This window comes from Veillonella nakazawae (assembly GCF_013393365.1).
Lineage (GTDB): Bacteria > Bacillota > Negativicutes > Veillonellales > Veillonellaceae > Veillonella > Veillonella nakazawae.
Map to the genome: position 1 here is coordinate 890,793 of NZ_AP022321.1, position 16,258 is coordinate 907,050.

The following is a 16,258-nucleotide window of genomic DNA, read 5'->3' on the forward strand; positions in this document are numbered from 1 at the left end:
TAGAATGGCAGAAAAAATTATTTATGCAATATCGGACTCCCTTGGGGAGACTGCAGAGGCTGTAGCAAGAGCTACGGCGAGTCAATATGATAAGGAACAAATTGAAATTGTTCGTATTCCTTATATTGATAGTGAAAGCCAAATTGATGAAGTTATAGCAGATGCAAAACGTGGTAATCATGTTATTTGTCATACCATTGTATCTGAGTCTTTGCGCAAATATCTTCATGAAAAAGTAGCAGAATACAATATTCCTGCTGTAGATATTATGGGCCCAGTTCTCAATGCTGTAGGTACTGTTGCATCCACAAAGCCTCGTATGACAGCTGGTATGGTTCATAAGCTTGACCAAGAATACTTCAAAAAGGTAGAAGCCATTGAATTTGCCGTAAAATATGACGATGGTAAAAATCCATCTGGCTTTGAAAAGGCCGATGTAGTTATTATTGGTGTATCTAGAACAAGTAAGACGCCATTATCTATGTTCCTGGCGTACAAAAAGATTAAAGCTGCCAATTTGCCATTAGTACCTGAGGTACCATTACCAGAGGAATTATTTAAAATTCCAGCAAAAAAAATCGTGGGCCTTATTATTGACCCATTCAAATTAAATAATATTCGTAGTGAACGGTTACGCGCTATCGGTCTTGAAGACGAAGCAAACTACGCATCTATTGAGCGTATTCAATCTGAATTAGAATATGCAAAAGCTATTATGCGTCGTTTACATTGCCAAGTGCTAGATGTTTCTAATAAATCTATCGAAGAAACAGCATCTCTAGTTATGCAATTGATCGATAAAAACCGTGCATCGGAGGGTAAATGAATATACGGGAACAAATAGAGGAGAGGGAGGTTTTACTCCTCTCTCCTTATGCAGCTAAAAGCCGTGATGCCATCCGTGATTTAGAGGAAGCTCCCGATTCACTTAGAACTGCCTTTCAACGTGATCGGGACCGCATTATTCACAGTAAATGTTTTAGACGGTTAAAGCATAAGACACAAGTTTATATTGCGCCAGGTGACCATTATCGTACGCGTATGACCCATACCCTTGAGGTAGGACAAATAGGTCGTACAGTGGCTCGTGCGTTGCGACTAAATGAAGATTTAGTAGAAGCTATCGCTATGGGGCATGATGTGGGACATACCCCATTTGGTCACGTCGGTGAATATGCGTTGCGTGATATGGTTGGTCACTTTAATCATAATGAACAAAGCTTGCGTATGGTTGAAGTCTTAGAAAAGCATGGAGACCATCAAGGTCTTAATTTAACGACTGCTGTACGTGATGGCATCGTAGGTCATACAGGGGCACATATCCCTGTCACTTTGGAAGGTCAAATTATTCGTATCGTAGACCGCATTGCCTATTTGTGTCATGATTTTGATGATGCACAGCGCGCTGGTATGTTGACGGCTGAGGAATTACCTTTTGAAGTGCGAGAGCATTTTGGTATGACTCCTTCTAGTATGATTACTGCCATGGTTGAAGATATGGTGCGAGAGTCTTTAGATAAACCTGTTATTTCTATGTCTAGTGATATAGAGATGACCATGAATCTATTCCGTCAATTTATGTTTAAAAATGTTTATTTAGCGCCGGCTTTAATTCCAGATCGAAATAAGGCATCTCATGTGGTGAAAAACTTATTTACTCACTTTATGGAACATCCTGATGATATGGAGGGCTGTGAAAGTACAAGAGAGTTTTATTCTACCCGTGATGTGGTAGATTATGTAGCAGGCTTAACGGATCAATATGCCATTAAGCTATTTAAACAGTATTATATTCCAAATATTACGCTATAAATCATTAAATAATAGGTATATAGATAACAAAAAAAGCAGTTAGTTCAAATGAACTAACTGCTTTTTTTGGGGCTCTAGAACCCCAAAGAGTACATGTACTTTTTATTTTACGCGCGTGTAATTTTATTAGAACGAAGGCAGCGAGTGCATACGTTTACTTTTTTAGTAGCACCGTCTACAACCGCCCGTACTCTTTGAATGTTCGGTTTCCAAGTTTTTCTTGTGCGAATGTGAGAGTGACTCACGTTCATACCGCTAGATGTGGATTTGCCACATACTTCGCAAAGGTTTGCCATAGTTTCCACCTCCAAGCTTAATCTATAACATAACAAAAGTATATTATCATAAAGAGTAGCGTAAAGCAAGTGTTTTTATCGTACATATTGCTCTTTTTATGAAATATACTACAATATAAGGTATACTATATATCATATTCTATGATATAAGTGGGCTTTTACACAAGGATATACAGAAATTGGATATATCTCATGTGTTTATCGTATATTTAAAGGAGTTTCTATGGATGAACGGTTGACGACCATAAAGGGGATAGGTCCTGGTCGAGAGAAACAATTACATAAGTTGGGAATTACCAATATAACATCCTTGTTAACGTATTTCCCAAGAACCTATGAAGACCGCCGTACGATTTATAGAATTGGTGATTTAAAGTCTGGTATGACTGGTGGCGTGGTTGGGAATGTTATTGCTGTACAAGAAAAACGTCCTCGCCCTCGATTGTCTATTTTAGAAGTAGTCATTGCAGATGGTACAAGTCCTTTAAAGATTGTGCTATTTAACCAAGGGTATAAGAAGAACTTTTACAAAAAGGGTCAGCTCCTATATGCGTATGGTAAAGCCGAGTTCCAATATGGGTCTATGCAAATGAATACACCCCAAATAGAAAATTTGGGAGACGGTGGAGAACCTGATCGTGGTATCGTTCCTATTTATGCTCTTGCAGATGGGGTATCTCAATTTGTGGTGCGCTCATCGGTACGTAATTGGTTTGCAGCTAATCATGAGTTGCCAGAGATTTTGCCTGCTGAAGTTCGTGAAGTACATCAATATATGAATCGTTATGATGCATTTAAAATGATGCATTTCCCAGAGTCTTCAGAGCGATATGAAGAGGCGCGTCATCAACTCGCTTATGAGGAGTTATTTGTCATGCAATCTGGATTGGCATTGTTACGAAATAAAGAACAATGTCATAAAGGTCCTAAGATGGGTCCCAATGGAGACTTAATGGCTCAGTGTATAGAAAATTTACCGTTCTCCTTAACAGGGGATCAACAGCGTGCATTAGAGGACATTCGTATCGATATGGAAGATGAACGGCCTATGCAGCGATTATTGCAAGGTGATGTAGGTTCCGGTAAAACGGTTGTAGCTACCTTGAGTTTGTTGAAAGCCATTGAAAATGGGTACCAAGGGGCGTTAATGGCTCCAACGGAGATTTTAGGGACACAACATTACGAAGGTATAACAGAAGTATGTGGTAATTTGGGGATTACCATAGAGCTATTAACGGGTTCTACTACAAAAAAAGAAAAAGAACGAATCTATGAAGGGTTAGCTGATGGATCCATTCATATGATAATTGGCACTCATGCTCTTATTCAGGAAGGTGTTAACTTCCACAACTTAGGACTTGTTATTATCGATGAACAACATCGCTTTGGTGTAGAACAACGGGCTCGGTTGCAACAGAAGGGGACATATCCTCACGTACTTATTATGACGGCTACACCAATTCCACGAACCATGACATTATCTGTGTATGGTGATTTAGCAGTATCCTTAATTAAAGAAATGCCACCGGGACGTAAACCTGTCAAAACCTATGCTGTAGATAGTTCGTATAAGGAACGATTAAGAACATTCTTTGGCAAGGAGATGGCAGAAGGTCGTCAAGTTTATGTAGTATGCCCACTTGTTGAAGAATCTGAAAAGTTAGATTTACAAGCTGCTGAGGAATTATATCTGGAGTTAAAAGAGTACTTTTACAAGGCTTATGAAGTTGGTCTTGTACACGGGCGCATGAAACCAAGTGAAAAGGATGAAGTGATGAATGCCTTCCATAGGGGTGAGATTTCATTGCTCGTTTCTACTACCGTTATCGAGGTTGGTGTTAATGTGCCAAATGCGACCATTATGTGTATTGAAGGGGCAGAACGTTTTGGCCTATCTCAATTACATCAGTTACGTGGCCGTGTAGGTCGTGGGTCTCATCAATCTTATTGCATTCTTGTGAGTGATTCTAAAAATGATGTGAGCCAAGAGCGATTAAAATTGATGGAACAGACCCAAGATGGATTTGAACTAGCAGAGCAAGATTTACTGCTTCGTGGTTCTGGTCAATTATTTGGCTTAGCTCAATCAGGATTACCTGATTTACGGGTTGCTAATATTATTAAAGATATTGAAATATTGGTACAGGCTCGCAAGGATGTACTAGAGTTTGCAAGTCAGTATGGAATGGAAAAACTTGAATCTGTAATGAAAGAAGAATTAGAAAAAAGATTTGGTGAAAAATTTCTTAGAATATTGTATAATTAAGAGGTAGGAATAATAAGTACATAAGTAGCGATAATATTAGATTTTATCTGGGTTTTTCCCTTGTGTATCTGTTCCTCATACCGTATAATAGAACAAACAAATTTATTTCATTTTTCATCTATGGAGGTCAATATGCCACTTATTCATGTAGAGCTCGTTGAAGGGCGCACAAAAGAACAAAAAAAACAATTAGGTGAAGCTATCACTAAAGCTGCGGTTGATATCGTTAATGTACCTGCTGACGCAGTAAAGATTATCTTCGTAGATATGAAAAAAGATGATTATATGGAAGGCGGCATTTTGCGGTCTGAACGCTAAGCTACGACTGACCGCCTAGTCCAGATGGACTAGGCGGGTCGTAGTTTTGTTTTATTATACGGAAAGGAATTAAATATGAGAGACGATAAATTCGGTATGCGTGGACTAACTTTTGATGATGTTTTGTTAGTACCAGCGGCTTCTGATGTGCTACCACATCAAGTAGAGTTAAAAACTCAATTAACTCGTGACATTACATTGAATATCCCTATGATTAGTTCTGGGATGGATACAGTTACTGAATCCCGTATGGCTATTGCTATGGCTCGTGAAGGTGGCCTTGGTGTTATCCATAAAAATATGTCTATTGAAGAACAAGCCCATGAAGTTGATAAGGTAAAACGCTCTGAACATGGTGTTATCGTCGATCCTATTTTCTTAAGCCCTCAAAATTTACTATCTGATGCAGCAGAAATTATGGAAAAATATAAAATTTCTGGTGTACCTATCACAGAACATGGTAAACTAGTAGGGATCATTACAAATCGCGATATGCGTTTTGAAACTGATTTAACACGCCAAATCGGAGAATGCATGACAAAGGATTCCCTTGTTACTGCACCAGAAGGTACATCTCTTGAAGAGGCGAAAGCAATTTTAAGTGAACATCGCATTGAAAAATTACCTCTCGTAGATGATGATGGAAACTTAAAAGGATTAATTACTATAAAAGATATTGAAAAAGCGACAAAATATCCAAATTCAGCTAAAGATAGTAGTGGCCGCCTATTAGTTGGTGCTGCTGTTGGTGTGTCTAAAGATTTATATGATCGTCTTGATGCACTTGTATCTGCAAAGGCTGATGTAATCATTGTAGATACAGCACATGGGCATTCTGCAGGCGTACTACGTACATTGAAAGAAATTAAACAAGCCTATCCTCATATTCCTGTTATTGCAGGCAATGTTGCTACTGCAGCTGGTACAGAGGCTCTTATTGAAGCTGGTGCTGATGCTGTTAAGGTTGGTATTGGACCTGGATCTATTTGTACAACTCGCGTTATTGCAGGTATTGGGGTACCTCAAATTACTGCTGTTTACGAGTCTGCTCAAGTAGGTCGTCGCTATGGCATTCCTATCATCGCTGATGGGGGCATTAAATATTCTGGCGATATTGCTAAGGCTATTGCTGCTGGTGCTAATGTAGTCATGATGGGGAATATTTTAGCTGGTACTGATGAAAGTCCAGGAGAAACAGTGATTTACCAAGGTCGTTCCTATAAAGTATACCGTGGCATGGGTAGTTTAGGTGCTATGAAACTTGGTAGTAAAGATCGTTATTTCCAAACTGAAGCTAAGAAATTAGTTCCTGAAGGTATTGAAGGTCGCGTGCCTTATAAAGGTATGTTGGCTGATACAATTTTCCAAATGGTTGGTGGTTTGCGTGCAAGTATGGGGTATTGCGGATGTCATAACATCCAAGAAATGATTGAAAATACTCAATTCATTCAAATTACAGCGGCTGGTTTAAAAGAAAGTCATCCGCATGATGTAAGCATTACCGTTGAAGCACCAAATTATAGTGGTTGATAATGGAGTATTACATTGAATAAACGTATTTCTGTTTTATCTGTGCCTATCGATTGTGTAACAATGGATGAGGCTGTCCAACGTATTTTACAATTAACTGAAGAGCCGGGACTACATTTAGTAGCCACGGCTAATGCAGAAATGGTTATGTTGGCAAATGAAAATCCTACATTGCACACCATATTGAATAATGCTAGTCTCGTCGTTCCTGACGGGGCTGGCATTTTGTGGGCTGCAGAGCGTCAAGGTGAACATGTTCCTGAACGCGTAACTGGTGTAGACGTAACTAAACGATTATTTAAAGTTGCGGCTGAACGGCAAATTCCTGTATACTGCTTAGGAGCAGCACCTGGTGTTGCTCAACGAGCAATTGATAATTTATCTGCCCAAGTTGGACCGTTAAATATAGCAGGGATTCATGATGGATTCTTCGATAGCACAGAGGAACAAGAAATCGTTAAAGCTATTAGTGAGTCTAAGGCAAAATTAGTCTTTGTTGCCTTAGGCGTACCAAAGCAAGAACAATGGATTTCAGAAAAATTGAGTCACCTGGATGGCGTTGTTGCTATCGGCATAGGTGGTTCCTTTGATGTCTTGGCAGGTAATATTCCTCGGGCTCCAGAATGGATGCAACGCAATCGTCTCGAATGGTTGTATCGATTATATTTAGAACCTCAACGGATTGGCCGCATGTTGGCTATTCCGAAGTTTATGTGGACCGTTATTAGAAATAAATAGAGGAGTGTTGAATCGTGCCTACAGGACCAATAATTAAGGAAGGGTTTCCACTGATAGGGGCTATGCTCATTATCGCGGTGGTATTAGGGTTTTTAGGACATTATGTAATTGCGATTATTTCATTTATTCTGGCATTATTTTTCGTCAATTTCTTTAGAAATCCTAAACGTGTAATCCCTCAAGATCCTGATTTAATTTTATCTCCAGCGGATGGTAAAATTATGGATATTTCTGATGTATACGAAGATATTTACTTACATAAAGAGTGTAAAAAAGTAACTATTTTCCTATCTGTTTTTGACGTACATGCTAATCGTGCGCCTATTGATGGTAAAATTACATACCGTCACTACACAATGGGCAGTTTCTTGCCTGCTTTTAAAGATAGTGTAGGTTTTGAAAATGAACGTCATACTATTTGTATTGAAAATGATCGTACTTCCGTATTGGTAACACAAATTGCAGGCCTTTTAGCGCGTCGTATCGTATCTTGGACAGACCTTGATAGCGTGCTTGAACGCGGCCAATTGTACGGGATGATTAAATTCGGTTCTTGTACTGAAATCTACATGGATAAGAATGTAGAGTTGTTCGTGGAAAAAGGTCAACATATTACAGGTGGAGACACTGTTATCGGGAGGTTGCGTCATGAATAAATCTATTATTCCAAATTTGTTTACTAGTGCTAATTTAGCTTTTGGTGTTCTAGGTATCACATTCTCTGCTACAGGGAATACCTTCTATGCTGCTATCTGCGTACTATTATCCTTAGTTGCTGATGGTTTAGATGGTCGTGTAGCGAGAGCTTTAGGTGTGGCAGGACCTATGGGTCGTGAATTAGACTCTTTGTCAGATGTTGTAGGCTTTGGTGTAGCACCAGCTTATATGTTATATATGAAAGAGCTTTATGGTTTGGGATGGATTGCCTATGTACCATTATTAGTATTTGCTGTATTGGGCGCATTCCGTCTTGCTCGTTTTAACATTAAAACCGAAGAAGTTCATGGTTACTTTGAAGGATTGCCAATTCCAGCTGCAGGTTGCTTGGCGGCTACCTACGTATTGTGTGGTGTAGAGGTTCCTCAATTTGTATTAGTAGTTTGCATGATTGGTGTAGGCTTTTTAATGGTTAGTGAAGTAAAATACCCAGACTTCAAAGGTAAAACTGCAATCTATATTAATAAACTTTCCATTGTACTAACTGCTATTTTTGTCATAGCTTGTCTCGTATATGATTGGCATACATGGGCAGTAATGATCTTTGCTGGTTATGTAGTATTTGGCCTTGTTAATGGGGCGTTAAATATAGTGCGTAAATAAGTGTGTGGAGGATAATAGTATGAATTACCTACTGGATCTGATATTGATCCCTATGCAGGTAATAATCGTAATTTATACGGTTTATTATTTTGTGCTCGCCGTAATTGGTATGTGGCGGTCTCGAGTACATAAAAACTATACCCCTAAAAATTCCTTTGCTATCGTTGTGTGTGCTCATAATGAGGAAGCCGTAGTTGGTGAGTTAGTAAAAAACTTACGTAGTTTGGACTACCCTGATGAGTTGTACGATATCTTTGTTGTTGCCGATAACTGTACAGATAAGACTGCTGAGGTAGCAAGTGCTGCTGGTGCCAATGTACATGAACGATTCAATAAAGAAGAAGTAGGCAAAGGCTATGCCATGGGGTGGATGTTTGATCGTGTGGAAAGAATGGATCGGAAATATGATGCCTTTCTTATCTTTGATGCCGATAATTTAGTACATCCTCAATTTATGTTAGAAATGAATGATCATCTTGAAAAAGGTGAGTCTGTAATTCAAGGTTATTTGAACTCTAAAAACCCAACAGACTCTTGGGTTGCGGGTACATTTTCCATCATGTTTTGGATGGTTAATCATATGTGGCATTTAGCAAAATACCGCATTGGCTTGTCCACAGCACTAGGTGGTACTGGTATGTGTATACGTACATCTATCATCCGTGAATATGGCTGGGATTGTAATAGCTTGACTGAGGATATGGAATTCTCTATGAAGCTATTAACACATGGTCTTAAAACTACTTGGGCTCACGATGCCATTGTGTATGATGAAAAAGTTACGACTATGATGGCTTCTTGTAAACAACGTTTACGTTGGGCACAAGGTCAATTTGACTGTGCGGATCGATATATTCCTAAATTATTTGCCGCAGGTATTAAACAAGGAAATATCGTTATTCTAGATGGCATTTTACAAGTTAGTCAGCCTTATTTCTTGTTGTTGACAACTATATATTTAGTATTTTCATATATCAATGCATATGTGCCGATTTATACAAATATTTTGTATCAAATTATGCCGATGTCTGTATGGCAAATTATCGGTATTGGTCAATATTTGTTCCCACTTATTGTATTGTTAAAAATTAAGGTTCCACCTAAAATTTGGTTCTACTATTTGTTATATCCAATTTTTGTATACTCTTGGGTTCCTGTAAATATTTTAGGTTGGTTCCGTCGTCATAATAAGGAATGGTCTCATACAGTTCATACGCGAGCTGTTGGTTTGAATGACGTGAAATTAACACGTATGGGCAATATGAATAAGAATAAAAAATAGAATCTGTAGGAGTGACTATGCATATTTTAATGTGTAATGATGATGGTATTTTAGCAGATGGTTTACGCCGTCTTGCATCGTACTTAAGTCATTATTATCGAATTACCGTTGTAGCACCTGCAAATGAGCAAAGTGCTAAATCCCATGCATTGACGACTGAGATTCCTTTAAAATTAGACGCGTACAATGGCGAGGATGAAAATCCTCGCCTTTATGCTCTAACGGGAACTCCTTCTGATTGCATGAAGTTTGGCCTTAGTTATTTATTGACTGATGATATGCCTGATCTTGTGATTTCAGGTATTAACCATGGCTTTAATCTGGGCTCAGATGTGCTATATTCTGGTACTGTATCTGCTGCTATGGAAAGTTGTTTTTATGGCATTCCAGGGTTAGCATTGTCTGTGGAACGATATTCTCCTGAACGAGGGGATGAAATGCATCCCTTTATCCATGAATTGATAGAAAAAATTTATGTGAAAGGGAATTTTGATGGCTTATTAAATGTGAACTTTCCGTTACGTGGCGTATGTGATTGGGATCATTTTAAAATGGTTAGTCAAGGTTTACAAACTTATAGCAATATTATTGATGCTCGTATTAACTCAAGAGGGCAGGATTACTATTGGTTGGCAGGCGAGCTAGATTATGGTGCTGAAAGTGTTCCCACTGATGTGGAATATGCTCGTAAAGGCTATATAACAGGTGTAGCTCTTACGTGGAAGCAACAATGTGACAGCGGTATGGAAGCGGTTCAAAATATTTTAGATAAAATATAAAAAATGTGTTGACATTGTATTGGGATATCTGTATAATAACAAATGTTCCGAGACGCCGGAGTGGCGGAATGGCAGACGCACTTGACTCAAAATCAAGCGGGTAACACCGTGTGGGTTCAAGTCCCACCTCCGGCACCAACTTTAGGCGGTAAGACTTTTGTCTTACCGCCTATTTTTTATATATTTATATTTATGAATTAATATACGATTATATACATTTTTGTTCGATTGAGGTGATAATATGGATCAAGGTGTGATTGATTATATTGCTAATGTCTTTGATATACCAAAGCTTGCACAACCTGTAAGCGCTGTCCAAATGCCATTGCCTTTATCTCGTTTAGCAGAAATCCCGTTAGATGCGGGCGTAAATCAATGCCAAGGATTTTGTTATAACTCAAAAAAAGATGTATTTGTTCTCGCATGTATAAATGCTGATAATACAAAGCAAATTATTTATGAAATTAATCCCACAACGTTGCAAGTGACTGCTAAGTATGAATATAGTCAAAAACGTTTATTAGGTCATATGAATACGTTAACCTATAATCCGAATAACAATCGCTACTATACTACTAATGCTGTTGTAGATGGATATATTGTTACGCCTATAGAGGCGGATAGTATGATTGTTGAAGCGCCTATTAAATTGAAAGAAAAGGTATTTAATTTTGCCTTTGATAAAGAGCGTAATGAATATGTGTCGATTGTGCCTTTAACAAATTCTCATCGTACTATTAACTACTATGATTCAAATTTTAATAAGGTAAAAACGTATAAGATTGATGCAGAGCATACCGACTTAAATAATAATGGTGCTTATGCTGCTAATGGTAACACTATTTTTACAACCTTAACGACCTTCGTTTTCGTCGATGATGAAGGCGTAGTAAAGAATATAAGCCCTTATACTTCAGGAATGGAAGTAGAGGATATGGATTACCGTAATGGTCAGATGTACGTGGCGGTTAACCGTAAAGGTAAGGTAGAAATTTACAGTCTAGCCACATTGCCATTCTCTGTAAATGCCTAGATTTTATCTATGTTTTTATCCACTTTAAGAGTGTATAATATAAATGTTAGGATAATTTAGGAGTTATTATGAAATTAGGGAATGATATTATAGAAATTGACCGCATCCGTCAAGCTTTAGAGAAATCTCAATCATTTCGCGACCGTGTATATACGCCTCATGAGATTGATTATTGTGAAAGCCGAAATAAGGGGCGTTACGAGTCTTATGCCGGTATATATGCTGCTAAAGAGGCTTTCATTAAAGCATTAGGTACGGGAATGCGTCATGGTTCATGGCAAGATATAGAAATCGGTCATGATGAATTAGGGGCTCCCTTAATTCGATTACAAGATACTTTTAAAGATATTTATGAAACATTAGGCTATACGGATACACATGTATCGATTAGTCATTGCAAAGCATATGCAATGAGTACAGTTATACTTGAAGGAGCATAAGATGCAAATATTAACAACTGAAGATGCTCGATATATAGATCAAGAAGTACCTAAGCAATTAGGTGTCTCTTTAGAAATTTTAATGGAAAATGCAGGACGTGGCATTGTGGATGCTTTGTGGGGACAATATGACTTGTTTTCCTTAGATAATGCACGTTCTATCAATAGTTTTGTACTATTTATCTGTGGTACAGGTAATAATGGGGCAGATGGCCTTGTAGCAGCTCGTCATCTTTTAGAGCAAGGTGTACCGGTACAAATTGCACTAGTAGGTGATACGAGTAAATGTAGCGATCTTTTTGCAGTTCAACTCAAGAGATGTGAAGCAATGGGCTGTATCATTGATATGTTTGATGATTTTAATGATTGGTCAAATGTAGCTATAGTTGTAGAAGGCATTATGGGAACAGGTTTAGCTGGACGTCTTCGAGATACGACAATAGACATATTGCACGTTATTGATACTATGCGCAGTCAATATAATTTTGATTTGTGGGCTATCGATGTACCTGCTGGCTTAAATGCCACAACAGGTCAAGTAGCTGAAGGTACTTTGGTCTATGATTACACAGTTACCTTTGGTGCTATCAAACAAGGTTTATTACTATATCCTGGCAAGGCTGTAGGGGGTACCGTAGTGGTTGCTCCTTTGGGGGCTCCTTGGCAACAGGTACTCGGAGAACGAGCTAGTACTATAACTATAGACTCTGACTTAGCGGAAAAACTCATCAACTATAGAATTCCTATGGCTCATAAAGGCGTTAATGGGAATACCTTGATTATTGGTGGTTCTAGTGATATGATTGGTGCACCTATTTTAGCTGCAGAGGCTGCAGTTCATAGCGGTGCTGGCAAGGTGACATTAGGGGTTCCAGAATCGATTAAACAGATCGTACAAGGTCGCATCATACCGGAAGTTATGGTCACCTCTACAGAGGCTAATCAAGCTATGTTAGAAGGTCGCCAAGTGGTTGCTATGGGACCAGGACTAGGACGTACTTGTGATATTCCTGATTTTGTAGATTCTATTTTAGATAGCTACGAAGGTCAATTAGTTCTTGACGCAGATGCGCTTTATGCGTTGGGCCATGTAGGTTCTGTTGATAAAGATACCTTACGCGATGGTGCGATTGAGTCTATATACATGGTGGAACGAGATCTACCTTATTGTGTTATGACACCTCACTTAGGTGAGTTTAGTAGGCTCATTGATTTACCTATAAAATGGATTGAACGTCACTATATTACATTGGCACGAGCATTTGCTAAGGCTCATCAGGTAGTACTTGTTCTAAAAGGAATTCCTTCTGTTGTGGCACTACCTGACGGTACAGTTTATGTTAATACTATCGGAAACGCTGGTATGGGAACTGGCGGTATGGGGGATGTATTAACCGGAGTCATTGCAGGCTTTATTAGCCAAGGGTATTCCTTACAGGATAGTGCCATTTTAGGGGTCTATGTACATAGTCGCAGTGCAGATATACTAAGTGATACGAAAACGTGGGGATATACACCTAGTGATGTAAGTACTTCTATAGGCTGTGTCATTAGTGAATTATTGGGAGAATAAGAATGACAAATAAAATACAGCGCTTTATAGCCTTTTTATTAGTGCTATGTATTCCAATCTTTGCTATTGCAGGATGTACGCATAAAGATGTAGCTAATGCAGCATCTCAGACTAGTTCTAGTACAAATGAAGGCTATTCTATCGATACTAAGCAAACGAACCCTGAAGGCCATCTAGACGTATATATGTTAGATATCGGTCAAGGGGATGCTATACTGCTTAAGGTTGCTGATGAATATAGTATGATCGATACAGGTGACATAGAGCATCGTGAAAATATTGTAGCTCAGCTAAAATCTATGGGTGTTACTAAGTTAAAAAATATTATCATTACACATCCACATGCTGATCATATGGGCGGTTTTTATGCTATTGCCAAAGCAATGCCTATTGAACATGTATATGATGATGGCATTTCTGTTGATAATAATATGTATAAAACCTATGAGAAATGGATTGATAAAAATAAAATCCACCGCTCTACATTGCGTAGTGGAGATGTAGTTGATTTTGGACATGGTGCTGTATTTGTAGTATATGCACCATGGGCGGAACCTTTAACAGATAAAAAAGGGGAGCCAGATCTTAATAATAACTCTATCGTAGGTAAATTAATTTTTGGTAAATTCTCTATGCTCTTTACTGGTGATGCAGAATTACAAGAAGAGAAAAAACTCATAAAAGAGCAGAACTCTAGACTGTTTGCTCGCGTTCTTAAGGTAGGACATCACGGTTCTCGTACAAGTAGCTCTGAAGATTTTTTGAAATCTATTAAACCAGAAAGTGCATTAATTTCAAATGGCATGTATAATAGTTATGGTCATCCTCACGATATAACATTGCGTCGTTTGCAGGAGAACAATATTGCCATTTACCGTACAGATACGATGGGACGTATTCACATTAGTACGGATGGGAATGAATGGCAAATTACAACTGAACGTTAGTATCGATTGTATAGCACAAAAAATAATTTTAAGCAACTGATTTTTGTATTTACTGTATAAAGACTTTATATAGTAATATGTATAATCGGCATACTAATCTTCATGTTTGTATGAAATAATCTATCTATAATCTAACATTAGTTTATGGATAGATTGGAACGATGAGACTTTGATTCACAAAGATATCATCGACTCATCTCTATGGTTTGGACACTACGTATGTCAGTTAGATTGGAGTGAATGTATTGCGTAAACTATTTTTTATGTGCCTTGCTGTCTTGATGGCTTTACCTCTATTCTTGACTCAAGCAAAGGCAGCTAATCTTGAAGATGCTCGATGGGTGACACGAACTGATGCACCTGTACCATATGTTCGTATGGTAATGGATCTATCAACACCTGTGAAAGCATCTGCATCGATTAGCAAAGATGGGAAAACGACGACTGTTACCTTAAAGAACACAAAGCTAAAAACTGCTAAAGTGAATATTAATATGGACTCTAGCATAGCTAGTTCTGCTAGACTTACAGAGGATGGCAGAGATGTGAAAGTAACAATCAAGACACCTTCATCTATCGATACGAGTGATGTAAAGGTATTTTCCTTGAAAAAAGATACGGTTAATAAGAAACCGTATCGCATCGTTGTAGATGTACAGAAAAAAGGTGTGGCACCTAAACCTGCTTACTATGGCAAACGTCCATCTCCTTCTGCACATCCTGCGAAAAATATGCCGACAGGATCTGGTAACTATTCTATTAGCGGTGGTTTATCTGGCAAGACAATTACTATTGACCCAGGTCATGGTGGTAGTGACTCTGGTGCCGTTGGACCACATGGTGTACAAGAGAAAAATATTACACTACCGATTTCTATGTACTTGAAAAAAGCCTTAGAAAATCGTGGCGCTAAAGTGCTTATGACTCGTACTACAGACGTAGACGTATATGGTCCTAATGCAAGTGGTGTTGATGAATTAGGCGCTCGTGTTAATGTAGCGAACCGTAGCAATTCTGATGCGCTCATCAGTGTGCATATTAACGCATTTAACAACCCAAGTGTTGGTGGTATTGCAACATACTACTATAGTAAAACAGGTAATGATGCTCGTTTAGCACAAAAGGTACAATCTCAAATTGCTAGTGTACCAGGATTCAATGGTGACCGTGGCATTCAAGAAGGTAATTTGTATGTATTAAGACATACTAATATGCCTGCCATTCTTGTAGAGCTTGGATTTATTTCTAACCCTAATGAGGAACGTGCATTGCAATCTCCTCAAACACAAGAAGACTTTGCTAATCGCATTGCCAATGGTGTTGCTAGTTACTTTGGAGGTTAATCGATGAAATTACGTAAACAAGTTCTGTCGATCCTCTGTGTAGGCTTGCTTGCATTTGTAGCAGGTTGTACACCTAATCAAGCTCCTACAACAGGTAAAAGTGAACCTGTGCAAGAGACGAAAGTCAATAAGGATGCAGAAACAACAAAAGTATCTCAAGAAAAGGTTAAGATGGCCTTCTTTGTTCCAACAGAGGATGGCTCAGGGGTAACACAATCAACTGTTGAGATTGAGGCGGATAAAGTAACGCCTAAAGCTGCTCTTCTAGCGATGCTAAAAGCTGATAGAGCACAAAAATATCCAGTATTCTCTAAGGATATTGAAATCATATCCGTTACTGTAAAGGACGGCATTGCTTCTGTAGAGGTTAATGACGCTTTCGTAAAAGGTAATGGTGGGGACTTAACTGTTAAATTGCAAATGGCTGCCATTGTAAATACATTGACATCCTTTGATAATATTAATGGTGTTCTCTTCGTTGATAATGGTAAAAAGGTTTCTACTGTAGGTTCCTTTGATACGAAAAATCCTGTTAAACGGATGACAAACCTAATTAAAAAATAATTATATTAGGCTCATTG

17 protein-coding genes and 1 tRNA gene are annotated in these 16,258 nt (G+C 38.4%); 17 read left to right on the forward strand and 1 reads right to left on the reverse strand.

Annotated features, from left to right (window positions below; genetic code table 11):
* Positions 1-4 precede the first annotated feature (4 nt).
* Entirely contained in the window at positions 5-826 is an 822-nt protein-coding gene (locus VEIT17_RS03920) for a pyruvate, water dikinase regulatory protein (RefSeq protein ID WP_119208000.1), read from the forward strand.
* Positions 823-1,812, forward strand: coding sequence for a deoxyguanosinetriphosphate triphosphohydrolase (locus VEIT17_RS03925; RefSeq protein ID WP_178884815.1), 990 nt, complete (start codon positions 823-825; stop codon positions 1,810-1,812). Before VEIT17_RS03920 ends, VEIT17_RS03925 begins: the two co-directional genes overlap by 4 nt.
* Before the next feature lie 107 nt (positions 1,813-1,919).
* On the opposite strand, the gene rpmB is transcribed toward VEIT17_RS03925, so the two are convergent.
* Positions 1,920-2,108 carry a 50S ribosomal protein L28 gene (gene rpmB, locus VEIT17_RS03930; RefSeq protein WP_005386334.1) on the reverse strand — a complete coding sequence of 63 codons (189 nt, stop codon included), beginning with the start codon at positions 2,106-2,108 and terminating at the stop codon, positions 1,920-1,922.
* Between the two features lie 223 nt (positions 2,109-2,331).
* On the opposite strand from rpmB, the gene recG reads away from it, so the two are divergent.
* The 15 genes from recG to VEIT17_RS04005 all read left to right on the forward strand — a co-directional run bounded on the left by recG (position 2,332) and on the right by VEIT17_RS04005 (position 16,241).
* A complete protein-coding gene (recG, locus tag VEIT17_RS03935) occupies positions 2,332-4,374 on the forward strand; it encodes an ATP-dependent DNA helicase RecG (RefSeq protein ID WP_178884817.1) in 2,043 nt (680 codons plus the stop codon).
* A gap of 132 nt (positions 4,375-4,506) precedes the next feature.
* Positions 4,507-4,692, forward strand: coding sequence for a 4-oxalocrotonate tautomerase (locus tag VEIT17_RS03940; protein ID WP_060924254.1), 186 nt, complete (start codon positions 4,507-4,509; stop codon positions 4,690-4,692).
* Between the two features lie 75 nt (positions 4,693-4,767).
* Complete coding sequence (gene guaB / locus VEIT17_RS03945; RefSeq protein ID WP_178884819.1) at positions 4,768-6,222, forward strand: IMP dehydrogenase; 1,455 nt, start codon at positions 4,768-4,770, stop codon at positions 6,220-6,222.
* A gap of 15 nt (positions 6,223-6,237) precedes the next feature.
* Positions 6,238-6,960, forward strand: coding sequence for a WecB/TagA/CpsF family glycosyltransferase (locus tag VEIT17_RS03950; protein ID WP_060924256.1), 723 nt, complete (start codon positions 6,238-6,240; stop codon positions 6,958-6,960).
* Between the two features lie 14 nt (positions 6,961-6,974).
* On the forward strand, positions 6,975-7,616 hold the full coding sequence (locus VEIT17_RS03955) for a phosphatidylserine decarboxylase family protein (RefSeq protein ID WP_178884821.1): 642 nt from the start codon (positions 6,975-6,977) through the stop codon (positions 7,614-7,616).
* Positions 7,609-8,280 carry a CDP-diacylglycerol--serine O-phosphatidyltransferase gene (gene pssA, locus VEIT17_RS03960; RefSeq protein ID WP_178884823.1) on the forward strand — a complete coding sequence of 224 codons (672 nt, stop codon included), beginning with the start codon at positions 7,609-7,611 and terminating at the stop codon, positions 8,278-8,280. Before VEIT17_RS03955 ends, pssA begins: the two co-directional genes overlap by 8 nt.
* Positions 8,281-8,299: 19 nt before the next feature.
* Positions 8,300-9,562, forward strand: coding sequence for a glycosyltransferase family 2 protein (locus VEIT17_RS03965; RefSeq protein WP_024066567.1), 1,263 nt, complete (start codon positions 8,300-8,302; stop codon positions 9,560-9,562).
* Positions 9,563-9,579: 17 nt separating this feature from the next.
* Positions 9,580-10,341 (forward strand): 5'/3'-nucleotidase SurE, encoded by a 762-nt coding sequence (gene surE, locus VEIT17_RS03970; RefSeq protein ID WP_178884825.1) that lies wholly within the window; start codon positions 9,580-9,582, stop codon positions 10,339-10,341.
* Positions 10,342-10,395: 54 nt separating this feature from the next.
* Positions 10,396-10,479: transfer RNA gene (locus tag VEIT17_RS03975), tRNA-Leu, on the forward strand.
* Positions 10,480-10,582: 103 nt separating this feature from the next.
* Entirely contained in the window at positions 10,583-11,374 is a 792-nt protein-coding gene (locus VEIT17_RS03980; RefSeq protein ID WP_178884827.1) for a hypothetical protein, read from the forward strand.
* A gap of 68 nt (positions 11,375-11,442) precedes the next feature.
* The gene (gene acpS, locus VEIT17_RS03985; protein WP_024066570.1) at positions 11,443-11,814 is read left to right on the forward strand and encodes a holo-ACP synthase; all 372 of its coding nucleotides are present in this window, start codon (positions 11,443-11,445) and stop codon (positions 11,812-11,814) included.
* A 1-nt stretch (position 11,815) separates the two neighbouring features.
* A complete protein-coding gene (locus VEIT17_RS03990) occupies positions 11,816-13,387 on the forward strand; it encodes an NAD(P)H-hydrate dehydratase (protein WP_178884829.1) in 1,572 nt (523 codons plus the stop codon).
* A 2-nt stretch (positions 13,388-13,389) separates the two neighbouring features.
* Positions 13,390-14,334 (forward strand): ComEC/Rec2 family competence protein, encoded by a 945-nt coding sequence (locus VEIT17_RS03995; RefSeq protein WP_178884831.1) that lies wholly within the window; start codon positions 13,390-13,392, stop codon positions 14,332-14,334.
* A gap of 245 nt (positions 14,335-14,579) precedes the next feature.
* Positions 14,580-15,677 carry an N-acetylmuramoyl-L-alanine amidase family protein gene (locus tag VEIT17_RS04000; RefSeq protein ID WP_178884833.1) on the forward strand — a complete coding sequence of 366 codons (1,098 nt, stop codon included), beginning with the start codon at positions 14,580-14,582 and terminating at the stop codon, positions 15,675-15,677.
* Positions 15,678-15,680: 3 nt separating this feature from the next.
* A complete protein-coding gene (locus VEIT17_RS04005) occupies positions 15,681-16,241 on the forward strand; it encodes a GerMN domain-containing protein (protein WP_178884835.1) in 561 nt (186 codons plus the stop codon).
* Positions 16,242-16,258 lie beyond the last annotated feature (17 nt).

What these genes read in the sequence shown, in the direction of transcription:
- VEIT17_RS03920 (WP_119208000.1), top strand. Translation starts at nt 5, where the DNA reads ATGGCAGAAAAAATTATTTATGCAATATCGGACTCCCTTGGGGAGACT.
- VEIT17_RS03925 (WP_178884815.1), top strand. Translation starts at nt 823, where the DNA reads ATGAATATACGGGAACAAATAGAGGAGAGGGAGGTTTTACTCCTCTCT.
- rpmB (WP_005386334.1), bottom strand. Translation starts at nt 2,108, where the DNA reads ATGGCAAACCTTTGCGAAGTATGTGGCAAATCCACATCTAGCGGTATG.
- recG (WP_178884817.1), top strand. Translation starts at nt 2,332, where the DNA reads ATGGATGAACGGTTGACGACCATAAAGGGGATAGGTCCTGGTCGAGAG.
- VEIT17_RS03940 (WP_060924254.1), top strand. Translation starts at nt 4,507, where the DNA reads ATGCCACTTATTCATGTAGAGCTCGTTGAAGGGCGCACAAAAGAACAA.
- guaB (WP_178884819.1), top strand. Translation starts at nt 4,768, where the DNA reads ATGAGAGACGATAAATTCGGTATGCGTGGACTAACTTTTGATGATGTT.
- pssA (WP_178884823.1), top strand. Translation starts at nt 7,609, where the DNA reads ATGAATAAATCTATTATTCCAAATTTGTTTACTAGTGCTAATTTAGCT.
- VEIT17_RS03965 (WP_024066567.1), top strand. Translation starts at nt 8,300, where the DNA reads ATGAATTACCTACTGGATCTGATATTGATCCCTATGCAGGTAATAATC.
- surE (WP_178884825.1), top strand. Translation starts at nt 9,580, where the DNA reads ATGCATATTTTAATGTGTAATGATGATGGTATTTTAGCAGATGGTTTA.
- VEIT17_RS03980 (WP_178884827.1), top strand. Translation starts at nt 10,583, where the DNA reads ATGGATCAAGGTGTGATTGATTATATTGCTAATGTCTTTGATATACCA.
- acpS (WP_024066570.1), top strand. Translation starts at nt 11,443, where the DNA reads ATGAAATTAGGGAATGATATTATAGAAATTGACCGCATCCGTCAAGCT.
- VEIT17_RS03990 (WP_178884829.1), top strand. Translation starts at nt 11,816, where the DNA reads ATGCAAATATTAACAACTGAAGATGCTCGATATATAGATCAAGAAGTA.
- VEIT17_RS03995 (WP_178884831.1), top strand. Translation starts at nt 13,390, where the DNA reads ATGACAAATAAAATACAGCGCTTTATAGCCTTTTTATTAGTGCTATGT.
- VEIT17_RS04005 (WP_178884835.1), top strand. Translation starts at nt 15,681, where the DNA reads ATGAAATTACGTAAACAAGTTCTGTCGATCCTCTGTGTAGGCTTGCTT.